Raw genomic sequence first — 16,248 nt, forward strand, 5'->3', positions numbered from 1 at the left:
GGGCTGACCGCGGTCCTCAGGAGGCCTTCGCGCCCTCGGGGGCCGCGCTCGGCACCCGGCTCCACGCCCGCGTCAGTTCCACGCGCGAGGCCACGTCCATCTTCCGGAAGATCTTCTTCAGGTGGAAGGCCACGGTGTGACCGGAGATGAAGAGACGATCCCCGACCTGGGAGTTGGTGAATCCCTGGCTCACCAGCTCGGCCACGGCGGCCTCGGTGTTGGTGAGCGTGCCCGTGTTCACGCCGTACTGGCCGGCGTACTGCGGATAGCGGCCCCGCCGCACCCCGAGCGAACGCAGCCGACTCACGACCCTGCGGGCGTCGCGCGGCGCCGCGGCGTTCGCGTAACCGTCCGCCGCCGATTCGAAGGCCTCGACCGCGCACCGGCGTTCGGCGGGCCGCGCGGCGAAGAGCTTCCCCGCGTCCTCACCGGCGGACGCGGCGGCCCACGGGTCCAGATGCGAGGCGGCCGCCGCGAGCACCTCGTGCGCATCGCCTTCCAGCAGTCCGGCGGCGTGCGTCGCGGCGGCGCCCACGGAACGCAGCCCGGGGTTGCGCACCGCGAGCGCACGGGACTTGGAGACCACCCGCCGGGCGAGCACCTCGTCGTCCAGCTTGCGGGTGGCCCTGACGAGCCAGGCGGCAGCGGTGGGCTGCGACGTCAGCAGCTCCAGGAGCAACCGGTCGTCCGTGACGATGCCCACGACGAGCTGGGCCGCCCGCGCCGGGCCGCCCTGCACTTCGAGGAGCTGGGCCGCGACCCAGGCGCACTGGCTCGGCCCGTGCGCGGTCCGGCCGAGCAGAGCGCAGTCCCGCAGCTGGTCGGCGAACTCCGCGCTCACGCTCATGTCGCCCTGCCGGAGGGCGCCGAGCACTGTCACGGTGTGCGCGTCGGGCAGGAACCCGTGGAGGCCGGCCCGCTGCGCCCGGTCGGCGCCCCTGCCGGCGAGATCGACGGCGGTGCCGACGTCCCCTCCGGCGAACGCGAGGTCCGCCGCACAGAGCAGAGAGGCGACGTGGAGAGGGCCGCCCGCCTCCGCCCGTGCCGCGGTCAGCTCCTCCACTTCGGCCAGGACCCGCGCCGCGGACGCCAGACGGCGCACCCGGACCAGCAGCGCCGCGTGCCAGGTTTTTGCCAATGCCTTGCAATTCCCCGTGCAATCGGGTTCTGCTTGACCAGCGGCCTTTGCCAAGCGAATACCTTCCTCCAAATCTCCGCGGGACCAGGCGGCAAAAGAGGAATCGGACAGGCCGGAGGCTTCGCCGGAGCCGTTCCGGCAGACACGTGGGACGGAGAGAACGGGGGGCAGCCGCAGGCGAAACGGAGAATCGAGCATCACATCTCCAGTCGTGGGGTCCGTGCCGTCCGAGTGGGGGGCCCGTGCGCGGACCAGGGTAGGGCGGCGGTGCGGCGGCGACGGCACGAGCCGACGCGGCGTGTAGACGGCCTCGACACGCGTACGAGCGGTTCTTGAGCGGCCCGGCCGGGCGGGGCAGGGCGGCCCGGCAGGGCGGACTATCAGCTCTGGGAGTGGTGCGCCCGCGCGTGCGGCGACAGCATGGAGGGAATGCGGACTTTGCGGCCGCGACCAGCGGGCGAATACGAATACAGAGGTGGCCTCCTTGAGTACCGTGCTTCTCTTGAACGGTCCGAATCTGGGAATTCTCGGCCGCCGGGAGCCGGAGATCTACGGCACGGACACCCTCGCCGACATCGAGGCGGCGGTCGCCGACGAACTGAGCGACCGGGGCTGGAAGGTGCTGGCCGTCCAGCACGACTCGGAAGGCGACCTCGTCGGCGCCGTTCACCGGCACAGCGACAGCACCGTGGGCGCCATCGTCAACCCCGGCGCCCTGATGATCGCCGGCTGGAGTCTCCGTGACGCCCTCGCCAGTTACGCGCCCCCGTGGATCGAGGTGCACCTCAGCAACGTGTGGGCCAGGGAACAGTTCCGGCACGAGTCGGTGATCGCGCCGCTGGCCAGCGGTGTCGTGGTCGGCCTCGGAGCCTTCGGCTACCGCCTGGCCGCCCGGGCACTGACACATCTGGCGCCGGACCCGCTCTGACCCCGGGACCGCTGAAACGTTCTCACCGGTTCCGGCCGATCGACGGCCAGGGCGAAGGCGAGGAGGCCCGGGTCGGGGGAGCCGCCGCCGTGCCGGCTCAGAGAGAGGCGGCCGCGGACGAAAGCGGCGTGGTGTTCCGGGGCGTAGCCGATCCGTCCGCGGCGGGGGCCGGGTGCGGCAGGGTCTCGCGGTGGGCCCGGGCCACGGCCACCATGCTGTCGAGGGTGTCCCGAGCCCGCAGGAGGTCGTCGATCTGCGCCGTGATGCGCGCGCGTTCGCGGGCCATGCGCTCCAGCGTGGCGTCGGAGTTGTGCTTGCTCGGGGCGTCGCGGCACGGCATGAGTTCGGCGATGGTGCCGCTGGAGAGATTGGCCGCGTACAGCCCCTGGATGAAGCGGACCCGGTCCACGTCGTGTTCCGTGTACCGCCGTTGCCCGCTCGGCGTGCGGGTGCTGGTGAGCAGGCCCCGCTGCTCGTAGTAGCGCAATGACCGCACACTCACTCCCGCGCGTGCCGCGAGTTCCCCGATCCGCATGACCGCCCTCCCTCGGTGTCTTTCCTCGGTGCCCTCCCGTTTGTCTCTGACACCGGCGTCAGGTTTCAGCGTACCCGTGCGCTTCGGCAGCCGGAACGACCGTCTCACCCCGGCGCCAGGCCTCGCGAGCCCGGCACGACCCGGACGAGAGGCCCTAGAGACACGAGCGGAGTCGTGCCTCCCCCGCGGCGAGCAGCCCGATGCCCGGGTAGTACTTGCGCTGCTGGGAGAGAACCATCGCCTTGGGCGACGCCAGGCCCACGGTCTCGCGGATCCTCGCGGCCAGCGCGCGCGACGAGACCGGGTGGACGCCCTCCGCCCGGCACCAGGCGCGGTACGCCGCGTGGAGCCGGGTCTGCTCGGCCCGCAGCGCGGGGTCGAGGGCGCACGCCTCCGAGACGAAGCGTCCGGTGTGGTCCTCGGTCTCCGCGTACGCGGCGGTGGCGACCCGTACCCGCCCCGGGCCGGTGAGGTCCTTCTCGCCGCCCAGGTAGCGCCGGGCACCCACGATCAGCCAGTCGAGGATTCCGGGGCCCTCCTCGCCCACCAGGACGTCGGCGAGGTTGTCGATCCTCCTGTCGTCGGGGACGACGCGTTCGAAGGGGATCAGGCGCATGCGGCGCCAGAAGGCGAAGCCGCCGGTGTCGACCTCCGGGCGGTGGTTGCCCAGCAGCCAGAGCTTGTGCGTCGGCGCGAAGCTGAAGAAGTCCTGCCGCATCCGGCGGGCCTTGATCCGGTCACCGCCGGTCAGCAGCTTGACGCGGGCCTCGTCGAACTTGTCACCGGGCCGGACCTCGCCGCACACGATCACCCGGCGCCCGTGCAGCTCCGCGAGATCCGCGGGATGCCCCGCGTAGGGACGCGCCATCAAGAACCCCGGGGGAGCGGCGTCCGCGTAGTCCCCGAGGAGCTTGAGCAGGACGTCGAGGAGCACCGACTTGCCGTTCTTGCCGGGACCGAACAGGAAGGGCAGCACCTGAGCGCCCACGTCACCGGTGACCGAGTAACCGAGCAGCAGCTGGAGGAAGCCGATCGTCTCGGCGCCGGCGTCGTCGTCGCCGAAGGTGTCGGCGAGGAACCCGTCCCAGCGCGGCGTCGCCATCGGCCGCGGTGCGAGAGAGGTGCAGCGGGAGTGGAGGTCCGCCTCGGGGTCGGGGGCGCGCAGGGCGCCGGTGCGCAGGTCGACGATGCCGTCCGGGGTGCACAGCGCGTACGGGTCGCAGTCCAGGCGCGCCGCGTTGAGCACCATGCCCGGGGCCGATCCGGCCTGGGCGAGCATGGCGTTGATGCCGGTGGTCGACAGGGTCCGGCACCGGTGCCGGCGCAGTGCGTCGTCGGAGTACCGGCCACGGGGATCTGACAGGGAGAGGCACTCCGCGAGGTCGCCGGCCGCCCACAGCACCGTGTCGTCCTCGTCGGGCTGCCAATGGGTGCCCGACCAGCGGTACCAGCCCAGGCCGGGGACGTGCCGGTAGCTGCCGGCGTACAGCCTCACGAACAACTCGGCGGAGCCGCGGTCGGTCAGGCTGTCGGGGAGCAGTCCCCGCGCCGGGGCCGACCCGGGAGCGGTGACCGGTATGCCGCTCATGCGCGCCCGCACCCGAGTGCCCCGGTCACGGCGGGCAGCGACCGAAGCGACTCGGCTTCCCATAAGTGGCGCCGAGCGCGGGGCCCACGCGCCGTCACGTGCCGGAAGTCAGGTCGCTTCGGTCGCTGATCCCGCCACGCGAGCGCCGGACCCGCCCCGGTGAAGGCCAAGGCCGAGATGACCCAGGACATGCACTGCTCCCCCCGCAGCGATCACGTACCCGTCGGGCGACAGGTCCGCGACAAATAAGATACGTACCCTCCGGTTTTATTCGCAAGTAGTGCCGGAGCCGCCCCTGAGCCGGTGCTCACCGGCCCGGCCGAAGTCCCGTCCCGAGCGGGCCGTGGTCCGGATCGGGTCTCGATCCGCTCCGGCGGCCGGAGCCGTTCTGTCCTCGAGCGCGCCCATCGGCTTCCCCGTTTCCTGTCAGCGGCCGTACGGCTGGTGGCGGTGGGGTCAGGATAGCTCGTTGAAAAAACCGGCGGCCCGGTTTATTGTCGCCGTACGTCATCCCTCAGTCTCCGCACGCGATCACCGTGCGAGCTCGACACACTAGGCGGTTCGCATGCCCTTCCGGCAGGTTCGTCTGATCGCGGTGAACATCGACGGTGTGCTGCTGAACGACACCTTCAGTCCGGTCATCCACCGCTTCGTGGTCCGCCGGGGAGGTGCCTACACCGCCGAGATCGAGCGGGCGGTGCTGTCCCAGACCCAGCTGCGGGCCGCGGAGGCGCTGGGCGTGCCGGGTACGGCCGCGGAGGTCGTCGCGGAGTACTTCGAGGAGCGTGAGGAGTACCTCAGGACGCATCCGGTGCGGCTCCAGGAGGGCGCGGGCCGGCTGCTGGAACGGCTGCGTTCCACCGGCGCCTCACTGGTCTGCTACGGGGGCCTCGGGCGAGCCCACTTCGACCGTCATCTGGCGCCGTTCGCCGGGTACTTCGACGGTCCCGGCTATGTGTGCACCGACACGTTCCGGCCCGGCGTACGGGAGATCGCCGAGGACGTCTTCGGGCTCGGCTGCGACCGGGCGCTCTTCATCGACGACGTGGCGCGCGTGGCCGAGGTCGCCCAGGACCTCGGGGCCGCGTTCATCGGGCACCCGAGCGCCTTCGAGCACAGCTTCCAGCGGAGGTTCATGCGCGAGGCCGGGGTGCGGCACATCGTCGCCTCCCTCGACGGGATAGACGAGCGGCTGCTCGGCACCGTCGAGGCCGAGGCGGCCGGCGGGCGGGCGCGGCCCCGGGCGGTTTCGCGCACCGGGGCGCGCGTCTCCGTGATGGCCTGACCGCGAAGAGGGCGTCCTGGACGCGACGAGCCACGAAGAGGATGTCCTGACTGCGCGGAAGTGGCTGGAAAACGAAGCGGAAACCACTGCTCCGGACTTCTTCGTCCGCCGTGCCGTTTCCGCCGGACGGGGCGGGGTATCGCCGCTCCGGTGACCCCTCGCCTCCTTGTCACCAGCGGTGTTCGGGCCTCACGGTCGAAGGGGGCGGACCGCGACCGCCTGTGAGGGAATAAGGGAGGAACCGCCCGCAGCCCTTCAATCGGGCTTGGATGACGCTGTAAGGTACCTCCTAGACGGTTTTTTCTTCGCTGGTCCAGCCCGGCAGCGGAGTGCGGTTGAGCGGAGGGAACATCCAGTGGCCCAGCAAGAACGAGCGGTCCAGACCCGTCGTGCCGTGCTGGAGGCTGCCGCGACGGTCTTCGCGGAGCACGGCTACACCGCGGCGACGGTCGCGGACATCCTCAAGACCGCAGGCGTCACCAAGGGGGCGCTCTACTTCCACTTCGACTCCAAGGAAGCGCTCGCCCAGGGCGTTCTGGAGATACAGGCCGACCTGCGGCTGCCCGAACAGGACATCAAGCTCCAGGAACTGGTGGACATCGCCATGACGGTGGCGCACCGGATGCTGCACGAGCCCGTCCTGCGGGCCGGCGCGCGGCTCTCGTCGGACCCCGTCGGCCGCAACCACTACGGAAGCGCCTGGCCGCTGTGGGTCGACGTGATGACCGGCATCATGACCCAGGCCCACCAGCGTGGCGAGACCCTGTCGCACGTGGTGCCGCGTGAGGTCGCCGAGATGGTGGTCAGCGCGTTCCACGGGGTCCAGCTCTACTCACAGCTCGAGAGCGAGCTGGAGGACGTCGAGCGCCGGGTGTCGGTTCTGCTCCAGCATCTGATGCCCTCCGTCGCCTCGCCCGCCGTCCTGATGCGCCTGGACGTCGCTCCGGACCGAGGGGCCCGTGTGGTCCAGGAGATCAGGGGGCTGGCTTCCGCCTCGGCCTGACGGTCCGTCAGCAGGCGAAGGCTCGAGGTCCGGCGGTTCGTCAGCAGGCGAAGGCTCATGGCCCGGCGGTTCGTGTTTGTGCCATCCCGCCGCGGCCGGCCGGCGCACCGCGGTCTGCCCTCGACCGGCTCCGCCGACCCGCGGGGCGACCCGGTCGCACCCCGCCCGGGGATCCATCATCGCACCACAGTTCGATCGGCGGGCCGCTGCTGTGGCCCGCCGACGAGCCGTGGCCGCACCGCCACGTCCCGCACCCGTGAGCGTCCGAGCCGCTGAAGGCGGTTCGGACGCGACGGCGACGCCGGGCGAGAGTGACGACGCACCCGGTGGGCGATCCCCGCGTCACCCGCCCCGCACACGCCGGAGGAGACAGCGCTCCCGGGGCAGAACGAACAGCGGCCCCACAACTGCCCGGCGGCGCCGGAGCGTCCCCGCGCCGAGTTGACGCGGCAGCCGACCGCACAGGCCCCTTCACGCGCTGGGCCATGTGCCGGCCGGCCGGCGTCGGTGAGCGGCTGGGCTCAGGAGTCGTCCGAGGCGACGGTCACCGCGGAGGTGAAGACGGTCGTGCCGTCCTGGCGGGCGGTCACGAGCACGCGCTCCTCGCCGTCCGCCTCCGAAGGCAGCCGGACCACCTCGATCACGCACGGAGCGTCCAGTTCCACGTAGCGGGTGAACTCGCTGGTGATGCCGGTCGGGAGGCAGGCCCGGCCCAGGAACGCGACCGCGGCCTGGCGAGCGGCCTCCAGCAGCACCATGCCCGGCACGTGGTCGACGGGGTGGTCGAAGAGCACGGGGTGGTGGGTGTCCACCCTCAGCTGCCAGCGGTCCGGTTCCGTGGTGGGGGACAGGACGACGTCCGTGGGCGACAGGCGGCCGACGGTCTGCGGCGCCGTGGGGCTCGTCAGCGGAATCGGCGCGGGCACGCCGTCGCCGACCCGGGCGGAGCGTATGCGCCGGTACACGGCAGGCGAGGTGCAGGTGAAGGTGGCGCCTCCGGTGGCGGCCACCTCGCCGTCACGGCGGATCACGACCGTGTAGTGCATCCCCGCCAGGTTCGCCCCCCGGCGCTTGACGTCCGTGCAGGTGACCCTGATGTCCAGGGCGGCGGGCGTGCCCTGGACGAGCAGGTGTCCGGGCTCGAGGTCGACCGCCAGGTCCCACATCAGGAACTGCTGGTCCAGGGGGACTCCGAACTCCGCGTGTGCCAGCAGGATCCCCGCCTGACGGATCGTTTCAGCCAGGAGCAGCGGGTCGTGGCAGCCGTCGAGGGCGGAGAAGAAGCCGTGCATGCGGGGCAGTTGGGCGGCCAGGGTGAAGTGGGTGTCGTCCACGCGCTCCCAGTCGGTGAGCATCACCTCGGCGACGCTGGCTCGGTGGACGAACTCCTTGGGGACGGTGGTCGTGAACGACGCCGGAAAGCGCGGCACCACGATGCAGAGCGGCTCTGTGGAGTGATCTCCGTGAGGCTGAGCGACGGACGTCGGGCGCTCGATGCGAAACGTGCTGGCAGACATGGTTGGTCCCCCTGAACCGCGTAGACGTGGAAGTCACGGCCTGAACGTCAGCGAAGATACATACCATCCGGTTTACTTTCTAGCGGTAGGAGTCATTCCGGCAGCAAGGCTGAGCGGAACGGCCTGCTCCGCCCGGTTGCCTCCTTGCCCCTCGCCGCTCGAAAACATCGCTCTGAACTGCGGTTTTATCGCGATCCTCGCCCGCATGCCGAGGAGTTGTGCGGACATACAGGGTCTGTTTCCGGCCAGCGGGACGTGCTCCAGAAACCGGCAAGGGTGCCCTCCAGGGACTCTGGAGTGGGCCTCCAGCGCCCTGAGGCATCGTGTTTCGCGTCCTCGGCCGAAAGGGGGGCGGCTCGTGGAGCGCGAGGGAAGGGCCTTGCTGCGGGTGGAGCGCGGAGAGGCCGACGAAGAGGAGATCGCCGCTCTCCTGACGGCGCTGTTCGTCCTGTTGGAGCGGGCTGGCCAGGGAGAACGCACCAATCCTCCGGCGACTTCCCCCGGTTGGCGGACGGCGCGGCAGGGCCTCGCGCCGCCCTTTGGTTGGCGCTGAGGGTGTCCGGCTCAGGGGTGGTGCGGGCCTGCTTCCCGCAGCTAAACCGCTAAGACGGTTTGTTAGGATGAGCCTGTATGGGCCGGGCGGGTCTTCGGCCTTGTCCCAGGAAGGGACCACAGATGGCGACGACGACTGCCCCCGGGCCGGTTGAGGCGACGAGGAACGGCATGCGCGGGCGAGTGGCCGAGCTGGACGGGGTCCGTGCGCAGGCACTGGCCGGCCCGAGCGAGAAGGCGACGGCGGCGCAGCACGCCAAGGGCAAGCTGACGGCTCGGGAGCGGATCGAACTGCTCCTGGACCCGGGCTCCTTCCGTGAGGTCGAGCAGTTGCGCCGGCACCGGGCGACCGGGTTCGGCCTGGAGGCGAAGAAGCCGTACACCGACGGTGTGATCACCGGGTGGGGCACGGTGGAGGGCCGTACGGTCTTCGTCTACGCGCACGACTTCCGGATCTTCGGCGGTGCGCTGGGCGAGGCCCACGCCACGAAGATCCACAAGATCATGGACATGGCCATCGCGGCCGGTGCCCCGCTGGTCTCCCTCAACGACGGTGCGGGCGCCCGTATCCAGGAGGGCGTCTCCGCGCTCGCCGGCTACGGCGGCATCTTCCAGCGCAACACCAAAGCGTCCGGCGTCATCCCGCAGATCAGCGTGATGCTCGGCCCGTGCGCGGGCGGCGCCGCCTACAGCCCCGCCCTGACCGACTTCGTGTTCATGGTCCGCGACACCTCGCAGATGTTCATCACCGGACCCGACGTGGTCAAGGCCGTCACCGGCGAGGAGATCACCCAGAACGGCCTGGGCGGTGCCGACGTCCACGCCGAGACCAGCGGTGTGTGCCACTTCGCCTACGACGACGAGGAGACCTGCCTCGCCGAAGTCCGCTACCTGCTCTCCCTCCTCCCGCAGAACAACCGGGAGAACCCGCCCCGCCACGAGTGCGGCGACCCCGCGGACCGCCGCGGCGACACCCTCCTCGACCTGGTCCCCGCCGACGGCAGGCGCCCGTACGACATGACCGAGGTCATCGAGGAACTCGTCGACGACGGCGAGTACCTGGAGATTCACGAACGCTGGGCGCGCAACATCATCTGCGCGCTGGCCCGCCTGGACGGCCGGGTCGTCGGCATCGTCGCCAACCAGCCCCAGGCCCTGGCCGGCGTCCTGGACATCGAGGCCAGCGAGAAGGCCGCCCGCTTCGTCCAGATGTGCGACGCCTTCAACATCCCGATCATCACCCTCCTGGACGTACCCGGCTTCCTGCCCGGCGTCGACCAGGAACACGGCGGCATCATCCGCCACGGCGCCAAACTGCTGTACGCCTACTGCAACGCCACCGTCCCCCGCGTCTCGCTCATCCTGCGCAAGGCCTATGGCGGCGCCTACATCGTCATGGACTCCCAGTCCATCGGCGCCGACCTCACCTACGCCTGGCCGACCAACGAGATCGCCGTGATGGGTGCCGAGGGTGCCGCCAACGTCATCTTCCGCCGGCAGATCGCCGACGCCGAGGACCCCGAGGCCATGCGGGCCCGCATGGTCAAGGAGTACAAGGCCGAACTGATGCACCCCTACTACGCGGCCGAACGCGGCCTGGTCGACGACGTCATCGACCCCGCCGAGACCCGCGAGGTGCTCATCAAGTCCCTGGCGATGCTCCACACCAAGCACGCCGATCCACCCTCCCGCAAGCACGGCAACCCCCCGCAGTGAACGGACGAACGACAGGCGCGGCAAGGCGGCACGGGGTGCCCTGCGTGCCGTGGAACCAGGGCCCCAGCCAGGAGACGATTGATGGTCAAGCAGGAGCGGGCGCTCCGTACTCGCCAGGCGCTGATCCGCGCCGGGGCCGAACTCTTCGCGCAGGAAGGGTTCGCGGCGGCTTCGCTGTCGACGATCAGCAGATCGGCAGGGGTCAGCAACGGCGCCCTGCACTTCCACTTCGAGAACAAGAGGGCGCTGGCGCGGGCCGTCGAGGAGGAAGCCCTGGCGATGCTGCGCCGGATCCTCCAGGAGGCGCTGGACCGGGACGCGGGCGCGCTGCCCGCTCTGGTGGACGCGACGTACGGCCTGGTGAGCCGCATCGCCGACGACGCCGTCGTACGGGCCGGCTTCGAGCTCGGTGACGACCCCGGCCGCGGTGCGGGCGCCTCGCTCCGGCGGGAGTGGCAGCTCTGGGTCGAGGAGACGGTCGGGCGTGCCGAGCGGGACGGCTGGCTCGCCCCGGGCGTCCGTGCCGCCGACGCCGTGACCGCCGTCGTGGCCGCCACGGTGGGCTTCGAGGTACTCGGCGGCGAGGACAAGGCATGGCTGGCCGAGGAGCGGGTCGAAGGCTTCTGGAAGCTGCTGCTGCCCCGCCTGACGGAGCGCCACGCCCTGGTCATCGCAGGCAGAGGGTAGTGAAGCGGGCTCGAACAGGCTGTTAACCAGCCTAAAAAGAGACCGCAGAGTCGCTAAGAATGTCCGGGTTTATGAAGATCATCTACGAGCCGAGTGGCACTCAAGCGTGATCCGTAGAATTAAACAGCGCGGTTGGTTTGGTATTGACAAACCATCCGTCCTGTTTTTTAGTGGGGTCATGCCAGAAAGCGGCTGTGTCAGGACGACTCATGCAGGGACTAGGGGAGACGGCATGGACATCGACGTTCTGGGGGCGCTCGGCGTCAGGGAGAACGGCATCTCGGTCACCCCGACGGCGCCGAAACCGCGTCAGGTGCTCGCGCTGCTCGCCCTCCAGGCGGACCAGGTGGTGCCTGTCCGGACACTGATAGACGAACTGTGGGGCGAACGTCCGCCGCGCAGCGCGCGCACCACGCTCCAGACGTACGTGCTCCAGATCCGGGAACTGATCTCGGCCGCCCTCCGGCACGATCCCGAGAACGCCGCGGGACGCACCGCCAAGGACGTGCTCGTCACCCTGCCCGGCGGGTACCTGCTCAACACGTCGGACGGCACCAGTGACGTCCGCGAGTTCGAGCGGCTGGCCGGTCTCGGCTACCGGGCCATGGACGCCGACGACTTCGCGGGCGCGGCCCGCCATCTGCGCGACGCCCTGGGGCTGTGGACCGGGGGCGCGCTGGCCGACGTGCAGACCGGGCCCCAGCTGGAGATCGAGACCAGGCGGCTGGAGGAGACCCGGCTGTGCGCGCTGGACCAGCGCTTCGAGGCCGACCTGCGGCTGGGACGCCACCGCGAACTGCTGGGCGAACTCACCGTGCTCGTCAGCCGCTACCGCACCCACGAGAACCTGCACGGCCAGCTCATGCTCGCCCTGCACCGTTCCGGCCGGCGCAGCGAGGCACTCGAGGTCTACCAGCGACTGCGCAACGCGCTGGTCCGGGAACTCGGCCTCGAACCGTCCGCGGGCCTGCGCCGCATGCAGCGCTCGATCCTCATGTCGGGCCCCGAGTCCGTGCCGGTCGGCGCGGCAGCCGGTGGCGAGCGGCTCAGCCGGGTCGGGTAGGCGGGGGAGCGGTTATGCAGGCCAGGTCGGAGAGGACGCGACGCAGGCTGGTCCGCGCCGGGGCGCGGATGTTCGACCAAAACGGCTACGCCAGCGCCTCACTCGAACAGATCGCGGACGCGGCGGGCGTCACCAAGGGAGCCCTGTACTTCCACTTCGCCTCCAAGGACCGGTTGGTCGACGCCGTGCAGGAACAGGCGCACGCAGTGCTGCGCGACTTCGCGCACCGGCAGCGCGAGGCCGGAGTGCCGGCCGTACAGAGCCTCATCGACACGTCGCACTGGCTGACGCGGGTGCTGCGCGAGGACCCCGTGGTCCGGGCCGGCCTCCGCATCACCGACGAGTGCACCGGACGGCAGCCCCCGGTCGCCGACATCCGCCAGGCGTGGACCACCGAAGTGCTGCGGCTGGTCTCCCGCGCCCGCGAGGCCGGGGAACTGCGCGAACACCTCGGCGCTCAGGGACCCGAGACCGCGCTGTCCGCGGCCGTGTGCGGACTGGCGGTGCTGTCCGGCCCCGGGGAGGACCCCGACGGCCCCGGACCCGGGGTCGCGGCGTTGTGGGAGTTCCTGCTGCCCGCCCTGGTCCCCGCCGAGCACGTGGGGCGCTACGACATCCATTCCACGAGCCTGTGCCCACGGCCCGCCGAGGTGGCCTGACCGTGGCCCGCCGAGGTGCCCTGACCGCGGCCGCCGCCTCCCCGCCCGTCTCCCGCGCGTGCCGGACCCACCATCGACCCGTCCGTCACCGGCCCTCCGGAACGGAACCCCAGGAGTCAGACCATGTCCTATGACAGCAGCCGGACACGTCCGCCCACGGCCTTCGAGCCGCCCCCCGACGACCTGCTGACCGAACTCGTCGGCATCCTCGCCGCCGTCCTGCACCTCAAGTCCGAGAAGATCGACCCGGAACAGACCTTCCGGTCGCTGGGACTCGACTCGCTGCTCACCGTCGAGTTCGTCGCCACCGTCAACGCGCGCTACGGCACCGCCGTCAAACCCGACGCGCTGTTCGACCAGCCCACCCCGCTGGCCTTCGCCCGGCACGTGACCCGTGAACGGGGAGCCTTCGGCCACGCCCGGGCCGGGACGCCGGCCCACCCCGGCGCTCGGCTCGCCCAGCCCCCGGCACCGGCCCACCGGCCGGCGCCGGGGCCCACGACACCGGCGGCGCCGGAACCCGGACGGCAGAGGACGTCCGCGCCCGAACCGGCCCCGACCGACGCCTCGGCGCGGGAGGCGGTGCTGGAGGTGCTGCGCGAGGAACTCGCCCGCATCCTGTGCTGCGACCCCTGGGAGGTCAGCACCACGGCCGCCTTCAACATCCTGGGCATCGACTCCATCCTCGGCGCGCAGTTCGTGGCGACGATCAACGAGATCTACGGCACGCGGGAGCGCGCCGTCTCGCTGTACGACCACCCGAACCTCGCGGCGATGGCCGCGCACATCACCTCCGTCACCGACCCCGGGCCGGGCCCGGGCGGGATCCCGGACCTCGCGGACCTCCTCGACGCCGTGCGCGACGACCGGATCTCCGTGGACGACGCCCTCGCCCTGCTGCCCCGGCGGGCCTGAACGGACCGGTGCCCGATGGACGAACGCGAGATCCTCACCCGGTTCAAGGCCGGAGCCCTCGGCCGGGACGACGCCGCCCGCCTGCTGACCGGAGCGCGGCAGGCCGTGACCGACGCCCCGCCCCCGCCGGCCCGGCCGGACACCGCGCTCCCGCGTGCCCGTACGGACGCCGTGGCCCCGCCCGCCGATCCGTACGCCGCGCCGGGTGCCGCGCCGCCCCGTGACGGCCCCGCCCCGGACGACCGCTACGCCGTCGTCGGCATCGCCGGCCGCTATCCCCTCGCCCCCGATCTGCACGCCTACTGGGAGAACCTGCGGACGGGCCGGGACACGTCCTCGGCCGTGCCCGTCACCCGGCCCGGCCTCACCCCGTCGGCACCCGGCCGGCGCGGACACTTCCTCGACGCCGTGGCCGAGTTCGACCCCGAGTTCTTCGGCGTCACACCCGCCGAGGCCGCCCTGACGGACCCGCAGGAGCGGCTCTTCCTGGAGGTCGCCTGGGAGGCGCTGGAGGGCGCGGGGTACACCGGCTCCCGGCTGGACGCCCTGACCGCCGCGGGCGGACAGGCACGCGCCCTGGGCGTGTTCGTCGGAGCGAGCAGCCACGACTACGCACTCCTGGCGGCGGCGGCCTGGGCCGCCGACGGACGGACGACACCCTCGGCGGGCCACTGGGGCCTGCCCGGCCGGCTGGCCGCGTCGCTGGAGCTGACCGGTCCCGCACAGGCCGTCGACACCGCCGAGTGCTCCGCCCTCACGGCCCTCCACGTCGCCGTCGGCGCGCTGCGCCGCGACGAGTGCGCGGCAGCCGTCGTGGGAGGCGTCGAACTGCTGCTGCACCCCTCACGTGTCAGGGATGGGGCGGGCGAGGGCGTCGGTGCCGTGGTGCTCAAGCCGTTGCGCCGCGCGCTGGCGGACGGGGACCACGTGCACGCCGTCGTCCGCGACACCGCCGTCGGCCGCACCGTCCGGCGCAGCGGCCGGCCCGGCGCCGCCGCACCCCACCGGACGACCGGGGCGCACGAGAGCCGCGAGACGACCTCACGGCGGATCGGATCGGCCGGCGCGGCCACCGGGATCGCGGCCCTGACCGCCGCCGTGCTGCAGGTGCGGCACGGGGTGCTCGTGCCCGGCGACGGTGAGACCACGCAGGTCCCGTGGCCGCGGTCGTGCGACGAGACGGGACGGGAGGTGCCGCGTACCGCCACGGTCGAGATCGTGGCCGACGGCGGCGCCGTGGCGCGGGCCGTGGTCGAGGAGTACCCGGGGACGATGCCCGGCGCGGCGGGCCCCGACGGGGGCGGGGGGCCGCTCCTGCTGTCCGCTCCGACCCCCGCACATCTCGCCGCCACCGCCCGCCGGCTGGCCGACTGGCTGTCCGGGACCGCGGACGCCGGCCACCCGGCGGCCGGGCCCCCGCCCGCGGGTGTGGCGCGTGCCCTGCGCGTGGGGCGCGCCGCCATGCCGTGCCGGATCGCCCTGCCCGCGTCGGACGTACCCGGGCTCGTCACCGTGCTGCGGCACTTCGCGGACACCGGGGACGTCGGTGACCAGGCCCGCACGGCCGATCTGCGCGACGGCGGAGGCGACCGACTGGGCCTCAACGACCTGCCGGAGACCCGCGACTACCTCGCCGCCCTGTGGCGCGCCGGACGTACCGCACACCTGGCCCGGCTCTGGCTGAACGGCGTCGACGTCGACTGGGCCGCACTGGAGGCCGCGTCGCCGTGGACGGCACCCGCCGAGCCGCCGCCACCGTCCGTCCGGCTGCGCCGGCCGCTGTGGCTGGGCGCGGACGGCGCCCCGGAAGAACCGGAGCCGAACGGATGAAGACCGAAGTCCTCGCGGCCGGCACAGCCCCGGCCCACCGGGACCGGCCAGAGCCCGTGAAACTGTGGTTCTGCCCCAACGACGAACTGGCTCCGGGCATCGCGGCCATCCTGGCCCGGCACTGGCTGGACGAACACGAGCAGGAGATCGCCGGCCGGTTCCTCTTCGAACGCGACCGGCGCCAGTACCTGGTGGCGCACTCCCTCGTGCGGCGCGTACTCGCCCTGGAGAGCGGGCTGCCGGAGGCCGAGGCCGTCATCTGGCGGTCCTCGCGCGGACGGCCGTTCCTGCAGAAGCCGCCGGACGGGCTGCCGCGCGGCGGCCGCGAGCTGGACTTCAACCTCTCGCACGCGGGCGGTCACAACCTGCTCGGTGTGGTGCGGCGCCACCGTATCGGCGTGGACGTGGAACGGCTCGACCGCGGCGACCAGGGCTTCGACACGATCCTGGAGACGTTCGCCGCACGGGAGCGGGACTGGGTGACGCGGGCCGCCCCCGGCCGCCCCCGCGACCGGCGGCTGCTGCGGCTGTGGACGCTGAAGGAGGCGTACTCCAAGGCGCGCGGGCTGGGTCTGGGCCTGCCCTTCGACGCGTTCTCCTTCACGCTGGCCGAGGACCGGGGCGTCCTCGGCTTCCAGCCGCCCGAGAACGACACCGAGCGGCGGTGGCGGTTCGTCGAACTGGAGCCGGTGCCCGACGTGCTGGTCGCGGTCGCCGTCCTCGCCGACTCCGACGCGCCGCCCGTCCTCCAGCTCCACCACGGCTTTCCCTGGGGCCGGTCCGCCCCGCGACTGGTGACCCTGCCCGAGCCGGTGCCGGCGACGGGATGAAC

Annotated in this window: 15 protein-coding genes; 11 read left to right on the forward strand and 4 right to left on the reverse strand. The window is 72.1% G+C overall.

Annotation, left to right across the window (positions count from 1 at the left end; translation table 11 throughout):
* Positions 1-16: 16 nt before the first annotated feature.
* The gene (locus QC283_RS12610; RefSeq protein ID WP_279561553.1) at positions 17-1,138 is read right to left on the reverse strand and encodes a helix-turn-helix transcriptional regulator; all 1,122 of its coding nucleotides are present in this window, start codon (positions 1,136-1,138) and stop codon (positions 17-19) included.
* Positions 1,139-1,622: 484 nt separating this feature from the next.
* Here QC283_RS12610 and QC283_RS12615 point away from each other — a divergent pair, with 484 nt between their 5' ends.
* Positions 1,623-2,066, forward strand: a complete 444-nt coding sequence (locus QC283_RS12615; RefSeq protein WP_279561554.1) for a type II 3-dehydroquinate dehydratase — start codon at positions 1,623-1,625, stop codon at positions 2,064-2,066.
* A 97-nt stretch (positions 2,067-2,163) separates the two neighbouring features.
* On the opposite strand, the gene QC283_RS12620 is transcribed toward QC283_RS12615, so the two are convergent.
* Positions 2,164-2,601, reverse strand: coding sequence for a MerR family transcriptional regulator (locus tag QC283_RS12620; protein WP_279561555.1), 438 nt, complete (start codon positions 2,599-2,601; stop codon positions 2,164-2,166).
* A 154-nt stretch (positions 2,602-2,755) separates the two neighbouring features.
* The gene (locus tag QC283_RS12625; RefSeq protein ID WP_279561556.1) at positions 2,756-4,189 is read right to left on the reverse strand and encodes a DNA primase family protein; all 1,434 of its coding nucleotides are present in this window, start codon (positions 4,187-4,189) and stop codon (positions 2,756-2,758) included.
* A gap of 565 nt (positions 4,190-4,754) precedes the next feature.
* On the opposite strand from QC283_RS12625, the gene QC283_RS12630 reads away from it, so the two are divergent.
* A complete protein-coding gene (locus QC283_RS12630) occupies positions 4,755-5,474 on the forward strand; it encodes an HAD family hydrolase (RefSeq protein WP_279561557.1) in 720 nt (239 codons plus the stop codon).
* Positions 5,475-5,829: 355 nt separating this feature from the next.
* Positions 5,830-6,477, forward strand: a complete 648-nt coding sequence (locus QC283_RS12635; RefSeq protein ID WP_279561558.1) for a ScbR family autoregulator-binding transcription factor — start codon at positions 5,830-5,832, stop codon at positions 6,475-6,477.
* Positions 6,478-6,998: 521 nt separating this feature from the next.
* Here QC283_RS12635 and QC283_RS12640 read toward each other — a convergent pair.
* On the reverse strand, positions 6,999-7,994 hold the full coding sequence (locus tag QC283_RS12640; RefSeq protein ID WP_279561559.1) for a ScbA/BarX family gamma-butyrolactone biosynthesis protein: 996 nt from the start codon (positions 7,992-7,994) through the stop codon (positions 6,999-7,001).
* Positions 7,995-8,352: 358 nt separating this feature from the next.
* Between QC283_RS12640 and QC283_RS12645 the strand changes: the two genes are divergently transcribed.
* From QC283_RS12645 to QC283_RS12680, 8 genes are all read left to right on the forward strand, one after another.
* Positions 8,353-8,547 (forward strand): acyl-CoA carboxylase subunit epsilon, encoded by a 195-nt coding sequence (locus tag QC283_RS12645; protein ID WP_279561560.1) that lies wholly within the window; start codon positions 8,353-8,355, stop codon positions 8,545-8,547.
* A 170-nt stretch (positions 8,548-8,717) separates the two neighbouring features.
* Positions 8,718-10,262: an acyl-CoA carboxylase subunit beta gene (locus QC283_RS12650; protein ID WP_279561561.1), complete on the forward strand. Its 1,545-nt coding sequence runs from the start codon at positions 8,718-8,720 to the stop codon at positions 10,260-10,262.
* Between the two features lie 81 nt (positions 10,263-10,343).
* A complete protein-coding gene (locus QC283_RS12655; protein WP_279561562.1) occupies positions 10,344-10,949 on the forward strand; it encodes a ScbR family autoregulator-binding transcription factor in 606 nt (201 codons plus the stop codon).
* Between the two features lie 232 nt (positions 10,950-11,181).
* Positions 11,182-12,012: an AfsR/SARP family transcriptional regulator gene (locus tag QC283_RS12660; RefSeq protein ID WP_279561563.1), complete on the forward strand. Its 831-nt coding sequence runs from the start codon at positions 11,182-11,184 to the stop codon at positions 12,010-12,012.
* Between the two features lie 14 nt (positions 12,013-12,026).
* Positions 12,027-12,671, forward strand: coding sequence for a ScbR family autoregulator-binding transcription factor (locus QC283_RS12665; protein WP_279561564.1), 645 nt, complete (start codon positions 12,027-12,029; stop codon positions 12,669-12,671).
* 123 nt (positions 12,672-12,794) lie between these two features.
* Positions 12,795-13,586, forward strand: a complete 792-nt coding sequence (locus QC283_RS12670; RefSeq protein WP_279561565.1) for an acyl carrier protein — start codon at positions 12,795-12,797, stop codon at positions 13,584-13,586.
* 15 nt (positions 13,587-13,601) lie between these two features.
* Positions 13,602-15,416: a beta-ketoacyl [acyl carrier protein] synthase domain-containing protein gene (locus tag QC283_RS12675; protein WP_279561566.1), complete on the forward strand. Its 1,815-nt coding sequence runs from the start codon at positions 13,602-13,604 to the stop codon at positions 15,414-15,416.
* Complete coding sequence (locus tag QC283_RS12680) at positions 15,413-16,246, forward strand: 4'-phosphopantetheinyl transferase family protein (protein WP_279561567.1); 834 nt, start codon at positions 15,413-15,415, stop codon at positions 16,244-16,246. Before QC283_RS12675 ends, QC283_RS12680 begins: the two co-directional genes overlap by 4 nt.
* Positions 16,247-16,248: the final 2 nt, after the last annotated feature.

Origin of the sequence: Streptomyces sp. DH41 (assembly GCF_029813785.1) — a bacterium.
GTDB lineage: Bacteria > Actinomycetota > Actinomycetes > Streptomycetales > Streptomycetaceae > Streptomyces.